Genomic DNA, 25,620 nt, shown 5'->3' on the forward strand with positions numbered 1-25,620 from the left:
GCATGATGTTTCATCGTATTGAAGAAGCTCTAGAAGATTTAAAAAAAGGGAAAGTCGTGATCGTATGTGATGATGAAAACCGTGAAAATGAAGGCGATTTTATCGCTTTAGCAGAGTATATTACGCCAGAAACAATTAACTTTATGATTACACATGGGCGCGGCCTCGTTTGTGTACCAATTACGGAAGAGTACGCAGAACGTCTACAATTAGAACCAATGGTCGCTCATAATACAGATTCGCATCATACTGCATTTACAGTGAGCATTGATCATGTTTCTACAACAACTGGGATTAGCGCTCACGAACGTGCAACTACGATACGAGAGTTGTTAAATCCTGCATCAAAAGGTGCTCATTTCAATCGTCCTGGACATATCTTTCCATTAATTGCGAAAGAAGGCGGTGTCCTGCGCCGTGCTGGTCATACAGAGGCTGCTGTCGATTTAGCACAGCTTTGCGGAGCAGAACCAGCTGGCGTCATTTGCGAAATTATTAATGAGGACGGTACGATGGCACGCGTACCTGATTTACTACAGTGTGCAAAACAATTTGATATAAAAATGATTACAATAGAAGATTTAATTGCTTATCGCCGCCACCATGAAACATTAGTGACGCGAGAAGTTGAAATTACATTACCTACAGATTTCGGTACTTTCCATGCAATTGGCTATTCTAATTCATCAGACTCGAAAGAACATATCGCACTCGTAAAAGGTGATATTTCAACAGGAGATCCTGTACTTGTACGCGTTCATTCAGAGTGCTTAACAGGAGATGTATTTGGCTCGTGCCGCTGTGATTGCGGACCACAACTCCATGCTGCACTTGCTCAAATTGAGCGTGAAGGAAAAGGCGTTCTTCTTTATATGAGACAAGAAGGACGAGGCATTGGGCTTCTGAATAAGCTTCGCGCTTATAAGTTACAAGAAGAAGGGTTCGATACTGTAGAAGCAAATGAAAAGCTTGGGTTCCCAGCGGATTTGCGTGATTATGGTATCGGCGCTCAAATTTTGAAAGATTTAGGTTTACAACATTTACGATTATTAACGAATAATCCGCGAAAAATTGCTGGCTTACAAGGTTACGATTTAGAAGTAATCGAGCGTGTCCCATTGCAAATGCCAGCAAAAGAAGAGAATAAAACATATTTACAAACGAAAGTAAAAAAATTAGGACATTTACTAAACTTATAATTAAGGGAGAGATTTATTATGGTATTCGAAGGTCATTTAGTTGGTACAGGATTAAAAGTTGGGGTTGTTGTTGGACGTTTTAATGAATTTATTACAAGTAAGTTACTTGGCGGAGCTTTAGACGGATTAAAGCGTCACGGTGTAGAAGAAGCTGATATCGATGTTGCTTGGGTGCCTGGCGCATTCGAAATTCCTTTAATCGCTAAAAAGATGGCGAATAGCGGGAAGTATGATGCTGTTATTACGTTAGGTACTGTCATTCGCGGCGCGACAACACATTATGATTACGTTTGTAATGAAGTTGCAAAAGGTGTTGCCTCTTTATCACTACAAACAGACATCCCAGTTATTTTCGGTGTATTAACGACTGAAACAATCGAGCAAGCGATTGAACGCGCAGGCACGAAAGCTGGTAATAAAGGCTATGAATCCGCCGTTGCTGCAATTGAAATGGCTCACTTATCAAAACAATGGGCATAAAAAAAGAGGCTGCGGCCTCTTTTTTTATTTCTTTACTTTTTTCCGTACATCTTTTATTAATTCGTCCATTGTTTTTCCTTCTGTTTGTATACGAAGCGTTTGTGCTGTTCTCCATACATTCTCTCTTTTCTTCGCTTCTTCTATAAGAGTAATTTCTTTTCGTACTTCCTTTAAATCTTTTCCTTCTGTTTTCAATCCAAAATGTTCAGCTTTCGTTCGAAAATGTTGTTCAATTCGTTGTTGCATCTCTTTTTGTTCAGGATTTTCGGCGGCCTTAACTGGATCAGCACTTATCGCTTTTAGTAAAATGAGACAAGTCATAATCGCTAATATATATTTGTGCATGTAAAATCCTCCAACCCAATATAAATTACATATTTACTATGTACAATTGGCGCTTGGAAAATTCGTCCACCAAAATTCTTTTTTTCACTCAAAAATCAATAGTATCAAGCTTTCACAACTATTTATTACATTTTATTTACAAAAAAGCAAACTCTTTTACAAGTTTGCTTTTTTCTATCTTATAGTGCACATTCCTCAATCTCAAATCCTAAATCTTCAATCATACCCCAGTCTGCAGTTGGTTCTTGTCCTGCTGTCGTTAAGTAGTCTCCAACAAAAATAGAGTTTGCTGCAAATAAACCGATTGGCTGTACAGAACGTAAATTAATTTCACGCCCTCCTGAAATACGAATTTCTTTCGTTGGGTTTACAAAGCGCATCATCGCCAGCACTTTTAAACATTCTACTGGAGTTAACTCCTTTTGCCCTTCAAGCGGCGTACCCTTTACAGCAACAAGGAAATTACATGGAATTGAATCTGCATCTATACGTTGTAATTCGAATGCAATTTCAGCACGCTCTTCTATTGTTTCTCCCATTCCGAAGATTGCGCCAGAGCATGGTGAAATACCTGCTTGTTTCGCTTTTTGAACTGTATCAACACGATCGTCATACGTATGAGTGGAGCAAATGCTTTCGTAATTATTCGCATGTGTATTTAAGTTGTGGTTATAACGATGTACCCCCGCTTCCGCTAAACGTCCTGCTTGATCTTCGTTTAAGAAACCTAAACAACAACAAATCTTCAAATCTGTCGTTTCACGAATCTCCTTAACTGCTCCAATTACGTGATTCACCTCTTTATCCGTCGGACGACGACCAGATGCCACAATACAATATGTACCCGCTTTACGGCGAATTGCTTCATGCGCTCCTTCTACAATCTTTTCCTGCGTTAGCCATGCATATTTATCAATCGGTGCTTCTGAAATAATAGACTGTGAACAATATCCGCAATCTTCAGGACATAAGCCAGATTTCGTATTAATAATCATATTTAATTTTACTTTCTTACCAAAGTGGTGATGGCGAATGATGTAAGCAGCATTCATAATTTCTAAAACTTCTGTCTCATCAGCTTCTAATATCGCTATTGCATCCTCTTTCGTAATCATTTTGTCTTCTACTACGTCATATGCAAGTTTTTTCCAATCCCTTTTTGTTTGTACTTGTTTCATTTCATCTCTTCCCCTCTTTTGTTATATGCATAAATAAAGCTTGATACGTCGCCATTATCCCTTCATTTTCCGTGAAGTCCCTTTCGTATATGCGAAGCATCGCACGAAAGAGTGAGGGACTTTGACAATATGATTCTTCATTACTATTGGTTGCTCCTACTTTACGAATAGAATGTAGAAACTCCCTAACTTCTGTAAATCTCTCTATGTAACATGTTTCAGAAACATGTACATCCCCTGTTTCTATCTCACAAATATGGCGCAACTGATTTTTCGAATAAAATCGTTGCCCAATCGATGTTTCATTTTGTATATTTTTTTCTTCTTTCGCCCGCTGGAACGAAGCATGCAATTCTTGAAATGTTTCCTGTCCAAACGTTGAAAAGAGTAATATTCCATCTATAGACAAATGATGAAATAAATTTCTTATCACTTGTTTTAAATCATTTAGCCATTGAAATGTGGCATTTGAAATAATGACATCATACGTTTCTTCTAGTCGTAATCTTTCGATATCCTCACAGTAAAATGTTACATTGTTTACATTTTTTCTAGTTTTCGCGACTGCAATCATACTTTCAGCAAAATCAATAGCTGTAATATGTGCTTTCGGAAATAAGTTTGATAATTGCTCTGTAACATATCCTGTCCCGCATCCAAGTTCTAAAATACGTATCGATGTATTTGCACTATATCGCCGATTCAATGTAGAAAGTAATGAATGTGCCATCTTTTTTTGTACATTTGCATATTGATCGTAGGATACAGATGCCACGTTAAACCGTTTTTGTAGTAACGTTTTGTTGATCATGTCGTATCCCCTCTACAAATTGAATTATCTCATTTCCGCAATATTCGAAATTCGTTACGCATATTGCGTGTCCAGCTTCATTTACTACCTTGAGCGTTGCAGTCTCATTCTCAGCCATACTACGCGCTGCAGAGAATGGACATATTACATCCTGCTCTCCGTGAATAAGTAGTATAGGTACTTTAACTTCTTTCAGTACTTCTCTCATATCTGTTCCTATTAAATAATCTAAACCTAATTGTAAGGACTGAATACAATCACCTTTAAAGTGTTTTATTATATCTTCAAACCTTTTATTCTCTTTCAACTCATCTTTCGTAAACATATTTTCATAAAAACGTTTGAGCGTATCTTCTTTCTTTCTCGCCAAATTCTTTTTCAGCCGTTCTACATGCAAAACATTCCATCCACTCGTATAGTCGCTCGTATTTGTAAATCTGGCAGTACCACCAATTAATACAATACCTTTTACATTAACCTTTTTATAAGCTTGAACTGCCGCTAACGCCCCTAATGACCATCCAACTAAAATTACATTTTCATCCTTTGCTACATCTATTATTCGCCCCGCGAATTCACTTTGTTCTTTCACATTACGCCAATTGATACATTGAACAGAATACCCTTTAAAATACGGCAGAACTAAAGTCCAAACGTCTTCTTCCATTCCCCACCCAGGAATAAAAATAATCTTTAGCTCTTTCATACTAAAAACCCCTCTTCTTTACCAATGCGTATAATATGCTGAATAGCCCAGTTCAAATCAGCTATTGTATGTTGGGACGTAACTGTAAAACGGATCCTTGAACTATTAACCGGAACCGTTGGTGGACGAATTGCAATTGCTGCAATCCCTACCTGTTGCAACCTTTTACTAAACCGTAAAGCTGTTTCATTTGAACCGACTACAATCGGTACAATATGAGTTGAGCTATTCCCAATATCAAAGCCAGCTTCTCGTAAATGGTTTCTGAAATACGCACCATTCTCTACAAGTCTCTCTCTTCTTTCTTTATCTTCTTTTACAATTTCAATTGCTTTTTGTACCGCTCCTAATGTTCCTGGCGGTAATGCAGTAGTAAAAATAAAGCTTCTCATCATATTTTGTAAATACTCTATATAAATTGCATCACCTGTCAAATACGCACCATAACACCCTAAAGCCTTACTAAACGTCCCCATATGTATATCTATTTTTTGAGCAAGATCTTCTTCTATATGAGATAATCCAGCTCCGTCGATTCCATATATCCCACTCGCATGTGCTTCATCAACTATAATGATTGCCCCGTATTTCTCTTTCAGCTCCACTAACTCCCTCAAATACGGAGTATCACCATCCATACTAAAAACAGTATCTGTTACGATTAATTTCCGCTTTTCAGGAGATGCTTTTTTTAACAACGTCTCCAGATGATTTAAATCGTTATGACGATACCTTTTATGCTCTGCCCCGCTTAATATAATTCCATCAACGATACTTGCATGATTTAATTTGTCACTAAACACAATATCGTGACGACTCGCTAATGAAGAAATCACTCCAACATTTGCGGTATATCCACTATTTACAACTAAGGCTTTTTCAGTGCCTTTCCAATCGCATATACTTCTCTCAACCTCTTCATACAGTGAATAATTCCCTACAACAAGCCTTGATGCCGTCGCCCCAGCTCCATATTTTCTTGTGCATGCAATAGCAGCTTCTTTTAACCTTTCATCTCCAGCTAACCCTAAATAATTATTTGATGCTAAATTTAGCATCCTTTTCTCATCTCGAATAAGCCATGTCTCTTCTGCTTTTTCTGTTACATGTAAATTACGATACTGCCCTTGCTCATTTAATTGTTGCAATTTAGATTGAAGATGTGTGCGCCACGTTTGATTCATTTCGGATAAGCTCCTCTAATTTTGAAATCATTATATATTCTTTAGCAGATTCCAAGACTTCTTCTTTTGTAAACTCACCTTCAAAGAATGGTAATAAACCTAAAACCGGTACCCCACTTAGCTCTTCAATCATTTCTTTATTTTCTTGTACTCTTTCCATTTCGCATTCTTTGCAGCCAGATAAAATGACACCTGCTACTGTTAAACCATGTGCCTTTGCATAAGCAATCGTTAAAACTGTATGATTTACTGTTCCTAATGTAGGACGTGCTACTACAATGAGAGGAAGCTGTAATTCTTTTGCGAAATCAATTACTAAAGCGTCCTCTGTATACGGAACAGCTAATCCACCTGCTCCTTCTACAAGCAGACTATTAAACTCTTTCAATCGTTCATTATAGTGATGAGTAATGTCTTTTAACGTTACCGTCCTTCCAGCTCTTTTCATGGCAAGTCTCGGAGCAAGCGGCTCTTCAATAGAATACGGGCAAATTTCATCTTCTTTTGTCGGTACACCTGATAATGCCTTTAACCTTGCTGCATCTCCCTCTGGATTGGATGCAACATGTCCACTTTGCAACGGTTTATATACCCCGATGTTATATCCCAATTCTCTAAATACACCGGCTAATGCACCGGCAACGACAGTTTTCCCCACTTCAGTATCCGTTGCTGTTATAAAAAAACCGCTCATTATTCTCCCTCCGTAACATCCGAGATTGCTTTATACAAAATACGCAACATATCATCAATCTCATCGATTGTAGAAGCAAGAGGTGGCATAAATACAATCGTATTACCAAGCGGTCGCAAGATCATGCCTAGCTCTCTTGAGCGTTTACATACTTGAACACCGACTCTCTCTGTCCATTCAAACGCTTCTTTCGTTTCCTTATTCTTCACAAGTTCAATTCCAACCATTAATCCGCACTGACGAATATCCCCTACATGTTTATATGCAAAGAGTTCTTCTAATTGCGTCGCCACATATTCTGTTTTACGTGCCACTTCTTCTATTAAATTTGTTTTCTCATATAATTCTAAATTCGCAATTGCTACCGCACACCCTAACGGATTCCCTGTATAACTATGACCGTGGAAAAACGTTTTTTGTTCTTCATAGCCTCCTAAAAAGGCATTATAAATTTCATCTGTCGTTACAGTGATTGCAACTGGTAAATATCCGCCCGTTAAACCTTTTCCGGCTGTTAAAATGTCCGGCGTTACATTTTCATGTTCACATGCAAACATTTTCCCGGTACGTCCAAATCCAGTCGCTACCTCATCTGTAATAAATAAAACGTTATATTTTGTACATAAATTACGTAGCCCTTTTAAGTATCCTTTTGGCATTGTAATCATACCGCCAGCACCTTGCATTAAAGGCTCTACAATAATCGCCGCAATTTCTTCATGTTTGTCTTTCAGCAACTCTTCCATTTCTTCTAAATGTTTTTTTACAATTTCCTCCTTATTATTTCCATAAGGAGAACGATATGTATATGGATAAGGCATTTTAATTGCTTCAAATAAAAGTGAACTATACACTTGGTGAAACAAGTCTATTGCTCCTACTGAAACAGCTCCAATTGTATCACCGTGATACGCTTCTTTTAATGTAACAAATCTTTGTTTCTTCCGTTTCCCTTTATGCTGCCAATATTGAAAGGCCATCTTAATTGCAATTTCAACAGCGCTAGAACCAGAGTCTGAATAAAATACTTTCTTCAACCCTTCTGGTACAACTTCAATTATTTTTTCTGCTAATAAAATAGATGGAACATTAGCAAGTCCTAGCATAGTAGAATGGGCAATTTTATTTAATTGGTTACGAATTGCCTCATCTAGTTCCGGTACTTGATGTCCATGAACATTTAACCAAATAGACGAAACACCGTCCCAATATTCATTTCCATTTACATCGTATAGCTTTCTTCCCTCTCCCCGTTCAATAATGACAGGATCTTCTTCTAAATAATCCTTCATTTGTGTAAATGGGTGCCATACATAGGCTTTGTTTTTCTCCGCTAATTCTTCATATGTATAAGATGGTTTGTCAGTCGTACTCTTACTAAAAGTCACAATTGTCACCCCTAATGTTAACTAGTTTATAAATATAGTTAACATTAAATCTAAATGACTGTCAATTATTTTTAAATCAAGTAGTTCTTAAAAAAGAACAACTTATCATACGATAAGTTGTTCTACTTTCCATGTTGTATCTTTCCAATTTCTAAAATAATCTCTTCATCTTTTTTTCCTTCTGTATCAATTCCAAGTTGTTTTGCATGTTCAATCAATAAATCATGGCGCTTCTCAAATCTCACGGTATTTACTTCTTTCGTAACCTCTTCTTTTGTTTTCCCTTCCGTAGAAACCCCTAGTTTCTCAGCTGCTTTTTCCATCAACTTCTTCTCTTCAGTTTCTTTCGCTTTCTTCACTTCTGACTGCTGCATTTGCTTTTGCTTCGCCTGCTCTGATTCAGCTGCAAAAGTCGTGTAAATTCCAGCACTTCCGCCAATGACTAGTAAGGTGATAAAAAGAATTATTTTTTTCTTCACTCTTTCCTCCCCTTTCAAATTCATTATAACGCACATTTTTCAGCGTTAAAACCTATCTCCTTTATTTCCCTAAAAAAATATTACACATTTTTATTGACATGTATGATGAATATATGATAAAAATTTAACTAACATCATATGAATCGGCATTGATAGGATTTAGTAGTATTTCGATTTCTGATTTCAGAGAGCTGGTGGTCGGTGCAAACCAGTACAGAGCGAATTATGAATTACCCCCTGGAGCTTCTTTTGCGAAACGTAAGGAGTAGTGAAAGACGGTTATAGACCGTTATATCTAAAGAGTGGTGAAACGAAACTGTTTCACAATTTAGGGTGGTACCGCGAATTTTTCGTCCCTGCATATATTGCAGGGGCGTTTTTATTTTATTAGCGTATATCATACGACCCTTTATTTCGTGATACATTCATTTCACAAGCTAGGGTGGTACCGCGATTACTTCGTCCCTGCATATTTATATGCAGGGACGTTTTTTTATCCAATCATTTCCTTATCATATTGAAGGATCAACAATTACCGGTAATTTATCACAAAATTCTAAATTTTAGAAGGAAACAAACAATATTGGCGAATTTTATATAAAAAAGAGCTATTTTAGATTACTTAGGAGGGAAAAACAATGGTTTCAAAAATTGAATCTGTTCTATTAACATTATTTATCTTTTTCTGTATTGGCTTTAGTGTTATTCAATTAGAAGTTTCACCACACATCCCAATTTTATTTGGTATCGTGCTTTTATTAGCATTTGGATTTATGAAAAAAATCTCTTGGTCTACTATGGAAAAAGGGATGATTAGTAGTATTTCAGCTGGTATTCCATCAATTTTTATTTTCTTACTTGTAGGCGTATTAATTAGTGTTTGGATCGCTGCTGGAACAATCCCAACTTTAATGGTGTACGGCTTCCAGCTTGTATCTCCTAAAATTTTCGTTCCAACTGTTTTTGTTGTTTGTGCAATTGTTGGAACAAGTATCGGTAGTGCCTTTACAACTGCCGCAACTGTAGGACTTGCCTTTATGGGTATGGGTAGTGCTCTCGGATACGATCCGGCTCTAATCGCTGGTGCAATTATTTCTGGTGCATTCTTTGGAGATAAAATGTCTCCTTTATCTGATACGACAAACTTAGCTCCTGCTGTAACGGGTGTAGATTTATTTGAGCATATTCGTAACATGCTTTGGACAACAGTTCCGGCTTTCATTATTGCTTTTATCGCATTTTTCATTTTAGGAAGCGGCACTGGTGGAGAAGTTGACTTTACAAACTTTATTAGCACATTAGAAAAAAACGCAACGATTTCTATCGTTACACTTATTCCAATCTTATTACTGTTCCTATTTGCATTTAAAAAAGTTCCAGCAGTTCCAACATTGCTTACTGGAATTGTAGTAGGAATTATTATTCTCTTTATTTTTAAACCTAGCACTTCTTTAGCTGATTTAATGAAAATTATGCAAGACGGCTACGTTTCTAAAACTGGTATAAAAGACATTGATAGCTTACTATCTCGCGGTGGTCTACAAAGTATGATGATGTCGATTGCCCTTATTTTCCTAGCTCTTTGTATGGGAGGATTATTACAAGGAATGGGTATTATTACGCAGCTGATGAATATCATCTCTAGCTTCGTTAAAAATAGCACACGCTTAATTATTTCTACTGCTTCAACTGCAATTGGTGTAAACTTCTTACTTGGTGAGCAATACTTATCCATCGTTTTAACAGGACAAGCATTTGCTAATAAATACGATGAAGTTGGTTTAGAGCGTCGTAATTTATCACGCGTATTAGAAGATGCAGGTACAGTTATTAACCCGCTCGTACCATGGGGTGTAAGTGGCGTATTCTTAACAAACGTCCTTAGCGTTCCAACATTCGATTACCTTCCATACGCAATTTTCTGTTTAGCTTGCCCAGTCGTAACGATTATCGTCGGCTTTACTGGATTTGGCCTTTCATGGAAGAAAGAAAAAGCAGTAACAATTTCATAATATACTAAAAAGGATTACCTGAATTGGTAATCCTTTTTATATTTCTCGACTATCTATTTGCTTTCTTTCTTCTAAATAACAGAAGTAATCCCGCTCCAACAAACGCTAAACCTGCCCCAATTGTAGAAACAACACTTGTACCTGTTTTCGGTAAATCACGTTCTTCTTGCTTTTCACTTACAGTTGTTGTTTCTTTTGAGTTTTCATTACCCGTCGTAGTTTGTCCAGCCCCTGCACTATTACCTTCATTTGTTGGTGGTGTCGTTGGATTTTCTCCATTACTACTTTCACCTGTTGGTGATGTCGTTGGATTTTCTCCATTATTTCCTTCACCTGGTGGTGGTGTTGGATTTCCTCCATTATTTCCTTCGCCTATTGGCGGTGGTGTTGGATTCTCTCCACCCGTTTCTTTACCCTCATCGTTCTTCTTCGTTATATCAATTGCATATTTAGCAAATTCATTTTCAGATGGTCCAACGTACGATATTTTCCCATCTTTCTTTATATACTTTTGTGCATTTGGTGAAGAATCGAATGTTGTATTTAATTTTTCCGCAACAATTGGTTTAAACGTCCAATTTTTATCTGCTGCTGGATCAATAACTGGTGTTTCTTGCATATACTTCACAATGATTTGACGTGTTTCATCTTGTGATTGGTATACAACTTCCCCTTTACTTACACCTGGGAACGTTTGGCTACTTCCACGATAGTTATTTGTAGCGACGATGAACTCTTGATTGTCAGCTACTGGTTTACCTTCATACGTCATATTTATAATACGATTCGTATTTGCATTTACAACTTTACCATCTTTATCGTATTTTGCCGGTTGTGTTACATCAATTTCGTATTTTAAGCCATCTAAAATATCGAAGTTATATGTAGGATAGCCTATATTTACTAACGGCTGTTCTTCTGTTTTCTTTGGATCAATTTGATTAAATTGACCTGCAGACATTTCAAGCCATTCTTTCACTTGTGCCCCATTTACTTTTACAGCATATAACGTATTTGGATATACATATAAATCTGCAACGTTTTTAATTGCTAACGTTCCAGCTGGAATGTCCGTATAATATGTAGCACCGTTTCGGCCACCTGCTTTAAATGGTGCTCCTGCAGATAAGACTGGAATTCCTTTATATTTGCTATACTGTCCATTTTCAGCAAATAACTTTTCTACATACCATTTCTGTGCATTTGTCACAAGTTGTACGGAAGGATCATCTTGTACTAATGAGAAATAACTATTAATTGGTGCCGTCGTTTTTCCTACAGCTGTATTTACATAATCAATTGTCGCTTGATGATCATCTTTAATTTCATTAACTAATTTTTCATCAGATTTTACTAATGGGTTCCCTTTACTATCAGCAATCGGACGAAGTTGCGGCTTTGATTGCTCTTTTTGTACTTCCCATTTTCCATTTACCTTTTTCAATTGCATATCAATAATACCTAAGTTACTTCCAAAGACACCAGGCATTACAACTGGAACACCATTAAATACATCCTTCATTTCAGTATGTGAATGGCCCATTAATACTGCATCTACACCAGGAACTTCTGTTAAATAATACGAAGCGTTTTCCATACCTACGTTGTAGCCACTCTTATCAACACCAGAATGTGCTAGTGCAACGATAACATCTGCACCTTCAGCTTTCATTTTTGGCACCATTTTCTTCGCTGTTTCAACTATATCTTTCGCTTTCACTTTTCCTTCTAAATTTGCTTTATCCCAGTTCATAACTTGAGGTGGAACAAATCCCATTACGCCAATTTTCACTTTTTGTTTTTGTCCTGATTCATCTTCTACTTCTTTTTCAAAAACATGATATGGTTTAAAGTAGTTTTGGTCGTTCTCTTCATTATTATCTTTATCATCTTTGTAGACGTTCGAGTTAATAACCGGGAACTCTGTTTTACTAATTACTTTGTTTAAATAGTCTAAACCGTAGTTAAATTCATGATTCCCAAGAGAAATGACGTCATACTTCATTAAATTCATTAAACGATATAATGGATGTGTATAACTAGTATCCACAGGCTTCTTCGGATCATTTATTTTATTCGCTACATAATCTCCAAGCGGTGTCCCTTGTAATGCATCCCCATCATCAAATAGGACAGAGTTCTTCGCTTCTTCACGTGCTTTATTAACAAGTGTTGCCGTTTGTACGAGACCTACTTTATTATCGGTTTTCGTTTGATAATAATCGTAATTCATTAAGTTAACATGAATATCTGATGTTTCTAGAATTCGTAAGTTAACCGTACTCTCCCCAGTTTGCTCATCCGCATGAGCTGTTGTTGGCAATACTTGCGGCGCTATTACACCTATAGCAAGAGTTGCTCCAGCTAGCATTTTTTTTGACTTTTTCACAAAAAATCCCCCTTATACAATTACCAAAAATAATGAAATGAATCTGTCTCTAATCACATACCTTTTTTCTTCTATTAAAGATAAGATTTTCATTTCACCCTGCGCTAATGAGTAGTCCCCTTAAACGCTCGATTGGTGAGACTTTACTTATCGGGAAATAAAGCCCTACTAATTAAAATTTCACCTTATCTGACATAATCATATATAATGTCCTTTCATATCGTCAATATTTTTTGACATACTTCTACAAATTTTCTGTAAAGTTATTGTAAACTTTTCATAAACATATAATATGCCCTTACATTGCTAATACTGCTGAATATGATACAATTACCAATTACAAGGAGGATGAATTATGAAAAAAGTCATCTTAACAATTGTTTGTCTCCTCCTTCTAATCATTTCTTATTCTTATTTTGAAAAGAACGATGAGACAAAACAAAATGAACCCGAAGAAAAAACAGAAAAAACATCTACTCCAAGTTGGATTGATAAGCAAACAAACGAGTCCTTTTATCATCTCGTACTAGGTGATTCACTTGCCAAAGGATATGGATCGACACAAGGGGGATTTGCTGAATTAGCCTCTAGACAAATAGAAGCACAAATTCATAAACCAATAACAGTAGAAAACCTTGGTATAAATGGTCTTACAACAGATCGTCTCGTTAAAAAAGTTCAATCAGAAGATGTAAAACAAAAAATTAGAGCGGCAAATATCATTACAATTAATATTGGAGGAAATAATTTATTTCGTTTAAATCGAGATGTCGGTGTTATAGATGGTATTAAAATGTTAAATAAAGAAAAGGCTCATTTTGAAGCGGATGTAAAAAGTATTGTAAAGACAGTTCGAGATCAAAATCCGGATGCTTTACTCATTCTTTCTGAACTCTATAACCCATTACAACTCGATGACTCCATCGCAAGTTATGCAGATATGTTTTTAGACGGCTGGAATGAATCCGTTTATTCCATTGCAAAAGCAAATCAACCATCTATCGTTTTACCAATTCGCAAATTAATATCTAATGATAAGAAAGAATTACTCTTTGACCAAGTACACCCTAATGACAAAGGCTATACGATTATTGCCGATTCATTTACAAAAAAAGTGTTGGCCTACAAATATTAAAATTCCCATGAAACAATTCTATTTTTATAACATGTCTTTTTTGTTACAATGAGAGTGGAAGGGGGCCTTTATATGGAATCACGCGAGTGGGAACGTATTGTTGATCATCTTCTTTCGCTAGTGCCTCTTTTTTATCGCAAATTTATGCTTCCTGGAGAATTTTCTTCTCAAAGACATATGCCGCCATCACATACACAAGTATTGCTACTTCTGCATGAAAATGGCACATTAGCAGTTTCCGAAATTGGCAAGCGGCTAGCGATTTCAAGGCCTAACATGACACCTCTATTAAACAAACTGATTCAAGAAGAACTAATAGAGCGTCATTATAGCGAAAAAGATCGACGGGTCATTTTAATTTCCCTAACAGCTGAAGGGAAATTGTTAGTAAATCAGTATCAACAATTCATTTTAGACAAATTAAAAGAAAATTTCCAAACATTATCTGAGGAAGAACGTGAAAAACTCATTCACTCTCTTCAAACCATTCAAAATTTAATTTTGAAAACAAACGCATAAAGCTGCTTCTAAATAGAAGCAGCTTTATGATTCGTAATAATTACCGTAATATACATTTGAATATGGCCATGTCGTTAAATATGGTTTTTGTTCTTGCGTAGGCTGTTGTTGTGGTATTTGTGATAATTGCTGTACTTGTTGTTGCCGATATAATTCGTATTGTCTATTCATATCATAAACCGGATAGTAATTTACATATGGATATACTTGAGGTACGTAATAATAATACATTCATTCTCTCCCCCTTTTTCTTAAACATATTCCAAGGAGAAAACGAGTGTGACACTCTTTATATTTGTACGAGCGGTTCTGTCACTCGTTTCTTTCTGTTCTTCAAACGTAACTTACGGTTCTTTTCGTATAGATAATGCACCACGAAATACGAAACTACACCAAACACAACTCCTAAAATCGTCATTCCGATTAATACATACACTTCACTCTGTAATAAACCCTTTAATATCGTAAAAATATGACTTGAAAACAAATCAGATATCGTAAATGGTTCATGATGTATTTTCTGTACATGAAATGGATATATCATTTTCCCTAACGCATACGCAAACGGGAATAAAAATACTGGTAGAAACGATATTTTCCCAATAATATTGCCAATAACCGCAGCAGGAAAAGATCCCTTTGCTAATCGAACAATCGGATAAAATATTACATATACGAGCGACGCCGTATATATGACCAACATCTCTAAACCAAAACCAATCGCAAAACCTAATGATACTTTCTTTGCACCTTCTGGTGATCGAAGCAACTTATAATATTGAAACTTTAATATTCTCCACATCCGCTGGAAAAGCGAATATCTTCTCTTAGTTGTTTTCAAATTCATCATCTCTTTAACTATATTTTTATATGTAGTATGTCCTTACACACTCTGAAAAACAATTTTAGTTTCTTCTTTTATTATAAATGAGATTAAAATGGTTAACTAAATATACATATGACATTTCAATGTAAAAAAGTGCACCTCAAATTGTTATTTATACATAACAAGTGAGGTGCACACCATTTAGGAAAGCTCTTCTACATTTTTAAATAAACTTACTAATAACGCTTTTTGCGCATGCAATCGATTACCAGCTTGCTCAAAAACGATAGACTGTGGTCCGTCTATAATTTCTCCTGTCACTTCCTCTTCGCGATGGGCAGGTAGACAGTGTAAGAAACGATATGTTTGTTTCGCATGCGTAACAAGTTCGTTATTGATTTGGTACGGTTGAAATAAAGTATATTTCTCTTCTTCGCCCTCTTGCCCCATGCTCATCCAAACGTCAGTATAAATGAAATCTGCTTCATTCACCGCTAGTTCAGGGTTATGCAAAATTTCAATTTTCGCTCCTGTTTCTTCAGCAATCGCTAATGCTTTTTTTACAATTTCCTCATTCGGTTCATACCCTACAGGCGTTGCAACAGTCATATGCATTCCGACTTTTGCACTCGCTAACAACAATGAATGACATACATTATTTCCGTCACCTACGTAAGCCAATTTTATTCCTTCAAATGTATTTACTTCTTCATATATTGTCATTAGATCTGCCAATGCTTGACAAGGATGATGATCATCCGTTAAACCGTTAATTACAGGTATACTCGATTCTTTTGCAAGCTCTTCTACATCCGCATGTGAAAATGTACGTATCATGATCCCGTCAATATAATGAGATAATACTTTCGCAGTATCTGAAACGGTTTCCCCTCTTCCAATCTGCATCTCTTTCCCACTTAAAAACATACCATGTCCCCCGAGCTGTACCATTCCCGCTTCAAAAGATACACGAGTACGAGTTGAATGTTTATCAAAGATAAGGCCTAATATTTTTCCTTGTAATAAAGGCTCCTGCTTATTCTTTTTTAAATATATAGCGAACTCAATTAAAGAAATAATTTCTTCTTGCGTCAGTTCTTCTAGTGTTAAAAGATCCTTCGTATTTAATTTCGGTACTTGTACAGTTGACATGAAACTTCCCCCTTATATAATTGATACATTTTTTGTACAAACTACTTTTTTTATCATATATACTGCCTGTTCTAACTCTTCATTCGTCACAATAAGTGGTGGTAATAGTCTTATCACATTAGGTCCTGCTTGTAATACGAGAAGCCCTTCTTTCTCTAGTTGTTCTATAAAACTTACAACTTCATGCTTACACTCAATCCCAATCATAAGCCCCTTACCACGTATATGTTGAATACATTCGGCATGTCGTAATTCCTCTTGCAACTTCTGTAATACGTACTCGCCCTTTTCCTTTACTTCTTTTAAAAACGATGGTTTCTTAGTTATTTGCAACACTTCTTTCGCCGCAGCCATTGCAATATAATTTCCACCAAACGTTGAACCGTGTGATCCTGCAGGAAACGATGTTTCAAGTTCTTTCCGGCCAATCATTGCTCCAACGGGAATGCCATTTCCAAGCGCCTTAGCGGTAGTAACGATATGAGGATGTATTTCCATTTGTTCGTAAGCAAATAATGTCCCAGTTCTTCCAATTCCAGTTTGTACTTCATCTATAATAAATAGGGAACCGGACTTCTTACATAATGTTTCAATCTCTTTCAAAAAGGCTAAGTTAGCAGGTACTACTCCTCCCTCACCTTGAACAACTTCTACCATTACTGCTGCTACTTCTTCATTCATTACCTCTTTCAATGCCTTAATATCATTAAAAGGAATATGTAAAAAAGATGGAAGTAATGGACCAAATCCTTCTTTCACTTTATTTTGCCCCGTCGCGCTCATCGTTCCGAATGTTCTACCGTGAAAAGACTGCTCGCATGTTACGACGAGAGATTTTCCAGTATGCTTGCGCGCTAGCTTCAAAGCTGCCTCATTCGCCTCTGCCCCGCTATTACAGAAAAAAACAGAATGTAACGCTGTATTTTCTGTTAATAATGACGCTACTTCTTCTTGTAAGCTGTTTGTAAACAGGTTAGATATATGCCATATATCATGAAGTTGCTCTTGGACAGCTTTCATAACAGTAGGATGACAATGTCCTAAATTACATACGCCAATTCCTGATGTGAAATCTAAATATTGCTTACCATTTTCATCAACGACTTTCGTTCCACTTCCCTTTACAAGCTCAATATTTCTTCTCCCATACGTTTGAAAAAGATGACTTGTCATACGATACTTACTCCTTTCGTTACCGTCGTTCCGATACACTCTCCCGTAACTTCAGTAAAATCTTTTGTACCGTTCACAATACTTATCTTTTTCACTCCCATTTTTAATGACGCTAGTGCCGCCTGTACTTTCGGAATCATCCCGCCTGTAATAACTCCTTTTTCTATTAAATTAACAATTTCAAATTCATCCGTTTTCTTTACTAACTTTCCTTCATGTAATATTCCATCTACATCTGTAATAAAAATGAGTTCTTTTGCGGATAATGCGGCCGCAATTCCAGCTGCGGCGGTATCCGCATTTATGTTATAAATCTCATTCTCATTTATGCCGACCGGAGCAATAACAGGAATATAATTCAAATGTATTAATCCTTTTAGTAAAGCTGTTTCGACATAACTTACTTCTCCCACATATCCTATTTCTTCGCTGACAGGTTGAACTTGAAGTAAATTGCCGTCACACCCAGAGCAACCTACCGCAAGTAAATTATGCCTTTGCAACTTCATTACAAACTTTTTATTCGTACTTCCGCATAGCACCATTTGAACAATATCCATAACTTCTTTCGGTGTTACTCGTAACCCATCTCTTTTTTCTACTTTGATGTTACAATCTTTTAGTTTGGCATCAATTTCTGGACCGCCACCATGGACAATCACTACTTTATAATTCTGTTGCAATTTCTTTATGCAATCAAAAAACACATCATTTAATTGGTCCAACATACTACCGCCGCATTTTACTACAATATAATCGCTCATCTTCCCTCTCCTTATGTACGATAACAAGCGTTTATTTTCACATATTCATAGCTTAAGTCACAGCCCCAAGCTGATCCCGACTCTTCTCCTAAATGTAAATACACATTAATCATAATTTCATGTTCTTTTAATTTCTTTTTCATTTCCTCTTCAGAAAATATTTGAGGCTCACTATTTTTTAACACAGTAATCGATTGAAGAGTAATATCAATTGTATTTGGATTAATCTCTACTTCACTTTGTCCAATACTGCTAATAATTCGCCCCCAGTTTGGGTCTTCACCATGTATTGCTGTTTTCACAAGACTCGAGCCGACTATTTGCTTTGCAAGTTTCTTTGCCTCTTCATTCGCTTTCGCTCCTAGCACATTTACTTCTATTAACTTCGTAGCACCTTCACCATCTTGTGCAATTTTTTTTGCTAAATCTTCACATACCTTCTGTAAAGCAAATACGAAAGTTTCCCAATCTGTATGTTCCATATTGATTGGTTTCGTTTCTGATAATCCACTTGCCATAACGATGACCATGTCATTCGTAGAAGTATCCCCATCTACCGTAATTTGATTAAATGTATGATTCGTTATTTGTGATAATGCTGTTTGCAATACGTCATGCTCTATATGAGCATCTGTCGTAATAAAACTTAGCATCGTTGCCATATTTGGATGAATCATTCCTGAACCTTTCGCAACACCAGCAATCGTCACTTTCTTCTCATCAATCATCATCTCATAGCAAGTTTCTTTCGTTATAAGATCCGTCGTTAAGATTGCTTCAGAAAAAGAATGAGCTTCATTTTCTTCCTTCGTCGGGATAAGAGTTGTAATTCCCTTTCGGATTATATCCATCGGGAGCGGAACACCAATTACACCTGTTGAAGCTACTGCAACGTAATGTTCTTTCACTCCAAAATGTTCCGCTCCTAATGTGCGCATCTCGTAAGCATCTTGTAACCCTTTCGTTCCTGTACAAGCATTTGCATTTCCACTATTGACGATAATTGCCTGCAATTTCCCCTCAGCTGTTATACTGTCTTTCGTTACTTGCAAGGGAGCTGCTTGTATTTGATTCGTTGTATAAACGGCGGCACATGATGCTGGCACTTCACAAATGATTACACCTAAATCCTTTTTGTCTTTTTTCAAACCATTTGCAGTACCGATTGCCGAAAAGCCTTTTGGCGTTACAATTGAACCATTGTCTAATTTTGTAATAGACTCTACTTTAATCATCATGTCCCCCCTTATAAATAAAGCGGCATATACTGTAAACCTGTTGTTTCTTCTAGTCCCGCTACTATATTTGCATTTTGAACCGCTTGCCCAGCCGCACCTTTCATCATATTGTCTATAACAGATACGACTGTCACTCTTCCTGTTCTTCCATCGTAAGCTATCCCCATATCACAATAATTTGAGCCTCTCACTTCTTTCGGACTTGGAAACTCTCCTTGCGTACGAATTCGAATGAAAGGTGATTGTTCATACGTTTCTTCATATAACTTTTGAAGCTGTTCTCTTTCCATTTCTCGTTTTACTTTCGCATAAAGTGTAATCATAATCCCTCGTGATATCGGTATTAAATGTGTACTAAATGTGATTGGCTTCGTTTCCCTATTACACTCCGCAAGCATTTGCTCAATCTCAGGAACGTGTTGATGCTCATTCACTTTATAAATACACAAGTTATCATATAACTCAGGGAAGTGAGTCATTGTTGTTGGTGTTTTGCCTGCTCCAGATACTCCTGATTTTGCATCAATAATAATAGAATCTTCATCAATTGTGCGGCTACGAACTAACGGTAATACCGCTAATAATGCAGCTGTAGCAAAACATCCTGGGTTTGCAATTAAATTTGCATTTTGTATCTCAGACCTTTTCCATTCACTTAACCCATATACAGCTTCACTAAGAACTTCTTCTTTTGCAGCTGCCCTTTTATACCACTGTTCATATATGAAAGGATCTTTCATACGAAAATCTCCAGATAGATCAATTACTTTTAAACCTACTTCTAATAATTTTGGAGTTAGCTCTGCTGATACTCCTGCCGGGGTTGCCAAAAATACAATTTCTGCTCCCTTCACTATTTCCTCCGCATCAATTTCTTGTAACGTATGAACAAGAACATTTTGAAAATGCGGATATACATTTGTTATACACTCGCCAACTTGCGAAAAAGAATGAAGAGATGCTATCGAAAAATATGGATGTTGCTCTAATAACCGAATTAACTCAATACCTCCATACCCAGTTGCTCCAATAATCGCGACTTTCATATGCCCCTCCTCATATCGATTCTTTAAATTAATTATGATTATAATATTGCATATTTATAAAGTCAATTAAATATTTATAAATTTAACAAACTTAAAAAACTTAATTTTACTAGAAAAACAATCTACACTACCGAATTTTTATACATAAATAGTGTATAGTAGTTTTTTCATTTCACTTAAAGTACAATGAAACAATACATGTATACATACAGGCGGGGAAAAACATGAATGAGAAATTAATTGAGAAAATGATTATAAAAAGTTTTCAGCAATATCAATGTAATCCTATGTCAAATGAGGATCAGGAAATACTTATTAAACATATTCAAACGATAATTCATTCAAATACTGAAATTGATGTATACGAGGCAGTTGAGGATATCGTTTACGATTATGTGACTGGAAAATAAAAAAATAGGAGATTTCCATATGGAAATCTCCTATTTTTTACTTAATGATTTACCTGCAACACGCTCAAATAAACCTGGGAATAGAGCATACAGTTTTGGACCAATGCCCATCCACTTCGGTAAGTTTACTTCACGCTTTTTCGTTTGCATCGATTTTACGATTTGCTCTGCTACATATGTTGGTTTTAACATGTATCGTCCCATATTTTTCACATATGTACCGGATTGATCAGCTATTTCAAAAAAGTTCGTATCTATCGGACCTGGATTAATCGCTGTTACGAAAACATTTGTATTAGACAACTCCATGCGTAAACTATTCGTAAATCCTAATACTGCATGTTTCGTCGCTGCATACGCACTTGATTTCGGAGTTGCAATTTTCCCAGCAAGTGAAGCAATATTAATAATATGCCCTTCGTTTCTTTTCACCATGTAAGGTAGTACCGCTTTCGTACAAGCTACTAGTCCAAATACATTTACTTGGAACATATTTTTCACTTCATCCATTGACGCATCTTCAAACGTTTTAAAAATACCAAATCCCGCATTGTTTACTAATATATCAATACGTCCCACTTCTTGTAATACCTTTGAAAAAACAGATTGTACTTCCGTCTCTTCACTTACATCTAATACATAATAATAGCAAGGCGTATTATAAGTTTCTTTAATTTTGTCCGCTAGCGCTTTTAATTTCTCTTCTGTTCTAGCCATTAATACTGGAGTCGCACCTAGCTCTGCAACTTGCATTGCAACTTGCTCTCCAATTCCACTAGAAGCACCTGTAATGACGATTACTTTATTTTGTAAACGTCCCGTCATTGCTGTCACCTACTTTGCATAATAAATCAATTGTTGCGAAGATTCATCAATCATCACTTGTTGATTATATGCTAAAAAGTCTAATTGTCCAACAGTTTCTGAAATAGTAAGTGGCAATTGCTCCTTATATAATACCGGAAATAGTTTCACACATACTTCAAATGCTGTCATTGGTTTTTCCTTTAATAACTCAAGCACTTTAAACGCACGTGTTTCTTGCTTTTGTAATCTCGTTTCAATAAGTTGTTTCACATTTAGAACATCTTCTCCATGTCCTGATAAAATGCGTGAAATATTCATTTCACTTAAACGCTTTAACGTTTGATTATATTGTAATAACGGGCGTGCCCTTTCTGTTTGTCCTTCATATGGTGGTTCTAATATTGGATTCGAAGAAATATGACTAATGAGAGCATCCCCTCCAATTAGTATTCCATCAGATTCTCTATATAATGAAATATGAGTGGAAGCATGACCTGGTGTTTCAATTACTGTAAATCCAGGCATGGAATCAATACAATCGCCCTCTCTTACAGTATGCGTTAATGATCTATTACAAGAATATTTCAGTGTCTTTGTCGTCAATAACGCCTCGTCTTTCAAAAATGCTGCTGGAACACCAAATTGCAAAGCCGTCTCTCTAAAAAACTCATGATACCACTTTAAAAATTCTGGATTTTGTGTGATCCAAGGCTCGTTCCAAGGATGTCCAATAATGTTCGTCTTCTCAGAAAATATATTTAAAAGCCCACAATGATCAGCATGATGATGCGTAATGACTACTGTTTCAATATCTTCTATCGTATATCCTAATGTACCTAATTGCCTTTCTAACGCATTTCTTGCCTCTTCTGTATTCGTCCCTGTATCAATTAATGTTAACGTCTCCCCCTCAACTAAAAACACATTCACAGTTTCAACTGCAAATGGCACAGGAATCTCCATTCGGTGAATCGCCGTCATGCTTAGCCCCCCTGTCTCTTTCCGGTTCAAAAATGAATACTTCTTCAGTTTACAACTTCTATATATATTTGTCATTATTTTCAGATAAAAAGAGGTGTTTCCTATAAAAAAACGAATGTATGTACATTTATAAGAATTTTAACCAAATTTAAAGGAGGAACATCATGTCTATTCAAAATATTTCCTTTCTCGGTGCAGGCTCTATTGCTGAAGCTATTATCGGTGGCTTGTTACATGCAAATGTTGTAAAAGGCGAACAAATTACTGTAAGTAATCGCTCTAACGAGACAAGGTTGCAGGAGCTACATAACAAATACGGAGTCAAAGGTACACACAATAAAAAAGAACTACTTACTAATACAAATATTCTTTTTCTAGCAATGAAACCGAAAGATGTTGCAGAAGCGCTTACCCCTTTTAAAGAAGACATACATAATAACCTGCTTATTATTTCGTTATTAGCAGGCGTTTCTACTCACTCGATTAGAAGCCTACTTCAAAAAGACGTTCCGATTATTCGTGCAATGCCAAATACATCTGCAGCTATTTTAAAATCAGCTACTGCTATCTCACCTTCAAAACATGCAACAGCGGAACATATTCAAACTGCCATAGCTTTATTTGAAACGATCGGTCTCGTCTCTGTTGTTGAGGAAGAAGATATGCATGCTGTCACTGCATTATCTGGAAGTGGGCCTGCTTATATTTATTACGTAGTAGAAGCGATGGAAGAAGCTGCAAAAAAAATTGGTTTAAAAGAAGATGTTGCAAAGTCACTTATTCTTCAAACGATGATTGGTGCTGCCGAGATGCTAAAAGCAAGTGAAAAACATCCTTCTATTTTACGAAAGGAAATTACTTCTCCTGGCGGAACGACCGAAGCAGGTATTGAAGTATTACAAGAATATAAATTTCAACAAGCACTTATTTCTTGTATTACACAGGCTACACAACGATCACATAATCTTGGGAAAACATTAGAACAACTAACAAAAGAAAAATAAAAAACGGAGCTCAATCTTACTTGAGCTCCGTTTTTTTATAAACATATATTATTTAGTTATTAGTCTTCCCAAAAATCTCTTCTTGCAGACGGCGACCAGTCGGTGTTGCTGCAAGTCCACCTTCAGCTGTTTCACGAAGTGCTACTGGCATCGTTTGTCCGATTCTAAACATCGCCTCAATTACTTCATCACATGGAATGGTACTCGTTACACCAGCTAATGCTAAATCAGCCGAAATCATTGCATTTGCAGCTCCTGCTGCATTACGTTTTACGCAAGGTACTTCTACAAGTCCTGCAACAGGATCGCATACTAAACCAAGCATGTTCTTTAATGAAATTGCCATCGCTGTAGCTGCTTGGTCTTGTGTTCCACCAGCCATTTCAACTGCAGCTGCAGCTGCCATCCCACTTGCTGAACCAACCTCAGCTTGGCATCCTCCCGCTGCACCAGAAATACAAGCATTATTTGCAACAACCATACCGAAAGCTCCTGCTGTAAATAAGAATTCAATCATTTCTTCACGTGTAGGCTGCAATTTTTCTCTTAGTGCAAATAGTACACCTGGCACTGTTCCAGCAGATCCTGCTGTTGGCGTTGCACAAATAATTCCCATCGCTGCGTTTACTTCATTTGTTGCAACAGCTTTACTCACCGCGTCCAAAATTGTATCTCCAGATAAACCTTTTCCGCTATTCATATACGTTTGAACTTTTACAGCATCTCCACCAGTTAAACCAGTTGGTGATTTCACTCCGCGAATACCACGTTCTACTGCTTGCTCCATTACGACTAAGTTCTTTTCCATACCAGCAATTACTTCTTCACGTGAAATACTTCTTGTTTCCATTTCACATTGAATCATAATTTCTGCGATTTTTACATTTTGTTCTTTAGCTTGCGCCACTAGTTCCGCTGCGTTCCGAAACATGGTGTGTCCCCCCTGCAATTATTCCATAATAGTTACTTGACAAATATTTTGTTGCGCGTTTATTTCTTCAATTACTTCATCTGCTAATAATTCATCTGTTTCGATGACCATAAGCGCTCTTCTTCCTTTTTCTTTACGAGAAACACTCATTGTACTAATGTTAATCTCGTGTTTCGCTAGGATTGAAGCTACTGCTGCAATAGCACCGAAGCGATCGTTATTTACAATAAGTAGTGCTGGACTTGTGCCTGTTAATTGAAGATCGAATCCGTTTAATTCTACAACTTCAATTTTACCGCCACCAATTGAGCAAGCAACAACTTCAATTTCTTCTTCACCTTTATACAAACGAATTCTCGCTGTATTTGGGTGAGGTGCATTTGCATCTTCTTCAATGAATTCCACTTCAATTTCGCGCTCTTTTGCTATGTCTAGCGCCTCTGGAATACGTAAGTCATCTGTTTCAAACCCTAATATCCCACCGATCAGTGCTACATCTGTACCATGCCCACGATACGTCTTTGCAAATGATCCATATAATGAAATGCTTACTCTTTCTGGTTCATGACGAAACAGCTGGCGAGCAACTTGCCCCATTCTTGCTGCGCCTGCTGTATGTGAACTTGATGGACCAATCATAACTGGACCAATAATATCAAATACTGAGCGATACTTCATCATAACTCCCCCTAAACCTCTATGAAAAAATTTTTTTACTATTCTATTAAGCTACCAATTCGGTTGCTTTTCCAGTTGTACTACGAATTTA

At 36.6% G+C, this 25,620-nt stretch carries 27 protein-coding genes and 1 other annotated feature; of the genes, 7 read left to right on the top strand and 20 right to left on the bottom strand.

Annotation, left to right across the window (positions count from 1 at the left end):
- Nucleotides 1-5: 5 nt before the first annotated feature.
- Both ribBA and ribH read left to right on the top strand, forming a co-directional pair.
- Nucleotides 6-1,199 (top strand): bifunctional 3,4-dihydroxy-2-butanone 4-phosphate synthase/GTP cyclohydrolase II, encoded by a 1,194-nt coding sequence (gene ribBA, locus AC3WVA_RS02085; protein WP_098344917.1) that lies wholly within the window; start codon nucleotides 6-8, stop codon nucleotides 1,197-1,199.
- 18 nt (nucleotides 1,200-1,217) lie between these two features.
- Nucleotides 1,218-1,679: a 6,7-dimethyl-8-ribityllumazine synthase gene (gene ribH / locus AC3WVA_RS02090; RefSeq protein ID WP_000230889.1), complete on the top strand. Its 462-nt coding sequence runs from the start codon at nucleotides 1,218-1,220 to the stop codon at nucleotides 1,677-1,679.
- 24 nt (nucleotides 1,680-1,703) lie between these two features.
- On the opposite strand, the gene AC3WVA_RS02095 is transcribed toward ribH, so the two are convergent.
- The 8 genes from AC3WVA_RS02095 to AC3WVA_RS02130 all read right to left on the bottom strand — a co-directional run bounded on the left by AC3WVA_RS02095 (nucleotide 1,704) and on the right by AC3WVA_RS02130 (nucleotide 8,464).
- Nucleotides 1,704-2,024 (bottom strand): hypothetical protein, encoded by a 321-nt coding sequence (locus AC3WVA_RS02095; protein ID WP_048530957.1) that lies wholly within the window; start codon nucleotides 2,022-2,024, stop codon nucleotides 1,704-1,706.
- A gap of 179 nt (nucleotides 2,025-2,203) precedes the next feature.
- Nucleotides 2,204-3,202: a biotin synthase gene (gene bioB / locus AC3WVA_RS02100; protein ID WP_098344916.1), complete on the bottom strand. Its 999-nt coding sequence runs from the start codon at nucleotides 3,200-3,202 to the stop codon at nucleotides 2,204-2,206.
- A gap of 1 nt (nucleotide 3,203) precedes the next feature.
- On the bottom strand, nucleotides 3,204-4,013 hold the full coding sequence (gene bioC, locus AC3WVA_RS02105; protein WP_492321764.1) for a malonyl-ACP O-methyltransferase BioC: 810 nt from the start codon (nucleotides 4,011-4,013) through the stop codon (nucleotides 3,204-3,206).
- Nucleotides 3,979-4,719: an alpha/beta fold hydrolase gene (locus AC3WVA_RS02110; protein WP_098344914.1), complete on the bottom strand. Its 741-nt coding sequence runs from the start codon at nucleotides 4,717-4,719 to the stop codon at nucleotides 3,979-3,981. Before AC3WVA_RS02110 ends, bioC begins: the two co-directional genes overlap by 35 nt.
- Nucleotides 4,716-5,903, bottom strand: a complete 1,188-nt coding sequence (gene bioF / locus AC3WVA_RS02115) for an 8-amino-7-oxononanoate synthase (protein WP_098344913.1) — start codon at nucleotides 5,901-5,903, stop codon at nucleotides 4,716-4,718. The genes AC3WVA_RS02110 and bioF overlap by 4 nt, the downstream gene beginning before the upstream one ends.
- On the bottom strand, nucleotides 5,869-6,597 hold the full coding sequence (bioD, locus tag AC3WVA_RS02120; protein ID WP_098344912.1) for an ATP-dependent dethiobiotin synthetase BioD: 729 nt from the start codon (nucleotides 6,595-6,597) through the stop codon (nucleotides 5,869-5,871). The genes bioF and bioD overlap by 35 nt, the downstream gene beginning before the upstream one ends.
- A complete protein-coding gene (gene bioA / locus AC3WVA_RS02125) occupies nucleotides 6,597-7,985 on the bottom strand; it encodes an adenosylmethionine--8-amino-7-oxononanoate transaminase (protein ID WP_098344911.1) in 1,389 nt (462 codons plus the stop codon). The genes bioD and bioA overlap by 1 nt, the downstream gene beginning before the upstream one ends.
- Before the next feature lie 122 nt (nucleotides 7,986-8,107).
- Nucleotides 8,108-8,464: a hypothetical protein gene (locus tag AC3WVA_RS02130; RefSeq protein WP_141539411.1), complete on the bottom strand. Its 357-nt coding sequence runs from the start codon at nucleotides 8,462-8,464 to the stop codon at nucleotides 8,108-8,110.
- A 140-nt stretch (nucleotides 8,465-8,604) separates the two neighbouring features.
- Nucleotides 8,605-8,825: a binding site (T-box leader), on the top strand.
- Nucleotides 8,826-9,102: 277 nt separating this feature from the next.
- Between AC3WVA_RS02130 and nhaC the strand changes: the two genes are divergently transcribed.
- Entirely contained in the window at nucleotides 9,103-10,476 is a 1,374-nt protein-coding gene (gene nhaC / locus AC3WVA_RS02135; protein WP_098344909.1) for a Na+/H+ antiporter NhaC, read from the top strand.
- Between the two features lie 49 nt (nucleotides 10,477-10,525).
- Here the strand turns inward: nhaC and cpdB are convergent, their stop codons facing one another.
- A complete protein-coding gene (gene cpdB, locus AC3WVA_RS02140; RefSeq protein WP_492321765.1) occupies nucleotides 10,526-12,865 on the bottom strand; it encodes a bifunctional 2',3'-cyclic-nucleotide 2'-phosphodiesterase/3'-nucleotidase in 2,340 nt (779 codons plus the stop codon).
- A 355-nt stretch (nucleotides 12,866-13,220) separates the two neighbouring features.
- On the opposite strand from cpdB, the gene AC3WVA_RS02145 reads away from it, so the two are divergent.
- Entirely contained in the window at nucleotides 13,221-14,000 is a 780-nt protein-coding gene (locus AC3WVA_RS02145) for a GDSL-type esterase/lipase family protein (RefSeq protein ID WP_098344907.1), read from the top strand.
- A 72-nt stretch (nucleotides 14,001-14,072) separates the two neighbouring features.
- Nucleotides 14,073-14,519, top strand: coding sequence for a MarR family winged helix-turn-helix transcriptional regulator (locus tag AC3WVA_RS02150; protein WP_000445817.1), 447 nt, complete (start codon nucleotides 14,073-14,075; stop codon nucleotides 14,517-14,519).
- A 24-nt stretch (nucleotides 14,520-14,543) separates the two neighbouring features.
- Here the strand turns inward: AC3WVA_RS02150 and AC3WVA_RS02155 are convergent, their stop codons facing one another.
- The 7 genes from AC3WVA_RS02155 to argC form a co-directional block, all read right to left on the bottom strand.
- Complete coding sequence (locus AC3WVA_RS02155; protein ID WP_000291947.1) at nucleotides 14,544-14,750, bottom strand: hypothetical protein; 207 nt, start codon at nucleotides 14,748-14,750, stop codon at nucleotides 14,544-14,546.
- Nucleotides 14,751-14,808: 58 nt separating this feature from the next.
- Nucleotides 14,809-15,369: a DUF2062 domain-containing protein gene (locus AC3WVA_RS02160; protein WP_098344906.1), complete on the bottom strand. Its 561-nt coding sequence runs from the start codon at nucleotides 15,367-15,369 to the stop codon at nucleotides 14,809-14,811.
- Nucleotides 15,370-15,546: 177 nt separating this feature from the next.
- Entirely contained in the window at nucleotides 15,547-16,497 is a 951-nt protein-coding gene (gene argF, locus AC3WVA_RS02165; RefSeq protein ID WP_098344905.1) for an ornithine carbamoyltransferase, read from the bottom strand.
- A gap of 12 nt (nucleotides 16,498-16,509) precedes the next feature.
- Complete coding sequence (gene argD, locus AC3WVA_RS02170; RefSeq protein WP_492321766.1) at nucleotides 16,510-17,670, bottom strand: acetylornithine transaminase; 1,161 nt, start codon at nucleotides 17,668-17,670, stop codon at nucleotides 16,510-16,512.
- Complete coding sequence (gene argB / locus AC3WVA_RS02175) at nucleotides 17,667-18,434, bottom strand: acetylglutamate kinase (protein ID WP_098344903.1); 768 nt, start codon at nucleotides 18,432-18,434, stop codon at nucleotides 17,667-17,669. The genes argD and argB overlap by 4 nt, the downstream gene beginning before the upstream one ends.
- Before the next feature lie 11 nt (nucleotides 18,435-18,445).
- On the bottom strand, nucleotides 18,446-19,669 hold the full coding sequence (argJ, locus tag AC3WVA_RS02180) for a bifunctional glutamate N-acetyltransferase/amino-acid acetyltransferase ArgJ (protein ID WP_141539412.1): 1,224 nt from the start codon (nucleotides 19,667-19,669) through the stop codon (nucleotides 18,446-18,448).
- Nucleotides 19,670-19,680: 11 nt separating this feature from the next.
- Nucleotides 19,681-20,718: an N-acetyl-gamma-glutamyl-phosphate reductase gene (gene argC, locus AC3WVA_RS02185; RefSeq protein ID WP_492321767.1), complete on the bottom strand. Its 1,038-nt coding sequence runs from the start codon at nucleotides 20,716-20,718 to the stop codon at nucleotides 19,681-19,683.
- A gap of 224 nt (nucleotides 20,719-20,942) precedes the next feature.
- Between argC and AC3WVA_RS02190 the strand changes: the two genes are divergently transcribed.
- Nucleotides 20,943-21,128 carry a YqzH family protein gene (locus AC3WVA_RS02190; protein WP_048530994.1) on the top strand — a complete coding sequence of 62 codons (186 nt, stop codon included), beginning with the start codon at nucleotides 20,943-20,945 and terminating at the stop codon, nucleotides 21,126-21,128.
- A 30-nt stretch (nucleotides 21,129-21,158) separates the two neighbouring features.
- Here AC3WVA_RS02190 and AC3WVA_RS02195 read toward each other — a convergent pair whose 3' ends face one another.
- Complete coding sequence (locus AC3WVA_RS02195; protein WP_088314300.1) at nucleotides 21,159-21,953, bottom strand: SDR family oxidoreductase; 795 nt, start codon at nucleotides 21,951-21,953, stop codon at nucleotides 21,159-21,161.
- A gap of 9 nt (nucleotides 21,954-21,962) precedes the next feature.
- Entirely contained in the window at nucleotides 21,963-22,916 is a 954-nt protein-coding gene (locus AC3WVA_RS02200) for an MBL fold metallo-hydrolase (protein ID WP_087956880.1), read from the bottom strand.
- A gap of 164 nt (nucleotides 22,917-23,080) precedes the next feature.
- Between AC3WVA_RS02200 and proI the strand changes: the two genes are divergently transcribed.
- The gene (proI, locus tag AC3WVA_RS02205) at nucleotides 23,081-23,920 is read left to right on the top strand and encodes a pyrroline-5-carboxylate reductase ProI (protein ID WP_071757313.1); all 840 of its coding nucleotides are present in this window, start codon (nucleotides 23,081-23,083) and stop codon (nucleotides 23,918-23,920) included.
- A 52-nt stretch (nucleotides 23,921-23,972) separates the two neighbouring features.
- Here the strand turns inward: proI and sdaAA are convergent, their stop codons facing one another.
- Nucleotides 23,973-24,851, bottom strand: coding sequence for an L-serine ammonia-lyase, iron-sulfur-dependent, subunit alpha (gene sdaAA, locus AC3WVA_RS02210; RefSeq protein ID WP_048531002.1), 879 nt, complete (start codon nucleotides 24,849-24,851; stop codon nucleotides 23,973-23,975).
- A gap of 18 nt (nucleotides 24,852-24,869) precedes the next feature.
- Nucleotides 24,870-25,529 (bottom strand): L-serine ammonia-lyase, iron-sulfur-dependent subunit beta, encoded by a 660-nt coding sequence (gene sdaAB, locus AC3WVA_RS02215; protein ID WP_048531003.1) that lies wholly within the window; start codon nucleotides 25,527-25,529, stop codon nucleotides 24,870-24,872.
- Nucleotides 25,530-25,620: the final 91 nt, after the last annotated feature.

The sequence above is a fragment of the Bacillus sp. EB106-04-02-XG92 genome (genome assembly GCF_058791995.1).

Bases quoted from the DNA above. Each gene is read 5' to 3' on its own strand.
- AC3WVA_RS02160 (WP_098344906.1), bottom strand. From the start codon at position 15,369: ATGATGAATTTGAAAACAACTAAGAGAAGATATTCGCTTTTCCAGCGG.
- AC3WVA_RS02150 (WP_000445817.1), top strand. From the start codon at position 14,073: ATGGAATCACGCGAGTGGGAACGTATTGTTGATCATCTTCTTTCGCTA.
- argD (WP_492321766.1), bottom strand. From the start codon at position 17,670: ATGACAAGTCATCTTTTTCAAACGTATGGGAGAAGAAATATTGAGCTT.
- argF (WP_098344905.1), bottom strand. From the start codon at position 16,497: ATGTCAACTGTACAAGTACCGAAATTAAATACGAAGGATCTTTTAACA.
- AC3WVA_RS02190 (WP_048530994.1), top strand. From the start codon at position 20,943: ATGAATGAGAAATTAATTGAGAAAATGATTATAAAAAGTTTTCAGCAA.
- sdaAA (WP_048531002.1), bottom strand. From the start codon at position 24,851: ATGTTTCGGAACGCAGCGGAACTAGTGGCGCAAGCTAAAGAACAAAAT.
- bioC (WP_492321764.1), bottom strand. From the start codon at position 4,013: ATGATCAACAAAACGTTACTACAAAAACGGTTTAACGTGGCATCTGTA.
- argJ (WP_141539412.1), bottom strand. From the start codon at position 19,669: ATGATTAAAGTAGAGTCTATTACAAAATTAGACAATGGTTCAATTGTA.
- AC3WVA_RS02200 (WP_087956880.1), bottom strand. From the start codon at position 22,916: ATGACGGCGATTCACCGAATGGAGATTCCTGTGCCATTTGCAGTTGAA.
- bioB (WP_098344916.1), bottom strand. From the start codon at position 3,202: ATGAAACAAGTACAAACAAAAAGGGATTGGAAAAAACTTGCATATGAC.
- AC3WVA_RS02095 (WP_048530957.1), bottom strand. From the start codon at position 2,024: ATGCACAAATATATATTAGCGATTATGACTTGTCTCATTTTACTAAAA.
- bioD (WP_098344912.1), bottom strand. From the start codon at position 6,597: ATGAGCGGTTTTTTTATAACAGCAACGGATACTGAAGTGGGGAAAACT.
- sdaAB (WP_048531003.1), bottom strand. From the start codon at position 25,529: ATGAAGTATCGCTCAGTATTTGATATTATTGGTCCAGTTATGATTGGT.
- AC3WVA_RS02145 (WP_098344907.1), top strand. From the start codon at position 13,221: ATGAAAAAAGTCATCTTAACAATTGTTTGTCTCCTCCTTCTAATCATT.
- argB (WP_098344903.1), bottom strand. From the start codon at position 18,434: ATGAGCGATTATATTGTAGTAAAATGCGGCGGTAGTATGTTGGACCAA.
- bioF (WP_098344913.1), bottom strand. From the start codon at position 5,903: ATGAATCAAACGTGGCGCACACATCTTCAATCTAAATTGCAACAATTA.
- AC3WVA_RS02195 (WP_088314300.1), bottom strand. From the start codon at position 21,953: ATGACGGGACGTTTACAAAATAAAGTAATCGTCATTACAGGTGCTTCT.
- proI (WP_071757313.1), top strand. From the start codon at position 23,081: ATGTCTATTCAAAATATTTCCTTTCTCGGTGCAGGCTCTATTGCTGAA.
- argC (WP_492321767.1), bottom strand. From the start codon at position 20,718: ATGAAAGTCGCGATTATTGGAGCAACTGGGTATGGAGGTATTGAGTTA.
- ribBA (WP_098344917.1), top strand. From the start codon at position 6: ATGTTTCATCGTATTGAAGAAGCTCTAGAAGATTTAAAAAAAGGGAAA.
- ribH (WP_000230889.1), top strand. From the start codon at position 1,218: ATGGTATTCGAAGGTCATTTAGTTGGTACAGGATTAAAAGTTGGGGTT.
- nhaC (WP_098344909.1), top strand. From the start codon at position 9,103: ATGGTTTCAAAAATTGAATCTGTTCTATTAACATTATTTATCTTTTTC.
- AC3WVA_RS02110 (WP_098344914.1), bottom strand. From the start codon at position 4,719: ATGAAAGAGCTAAAGATTATTTTTATTCCTGGGTGGGGAATGGAAGAA.
- AC3WVA_RS02155 (WP_000291947.1), bottom strand. From the start codon at position 14,750: ATGTATTATTATTACGTACCTCAAGTATATCCATATGTAAATTACTAT.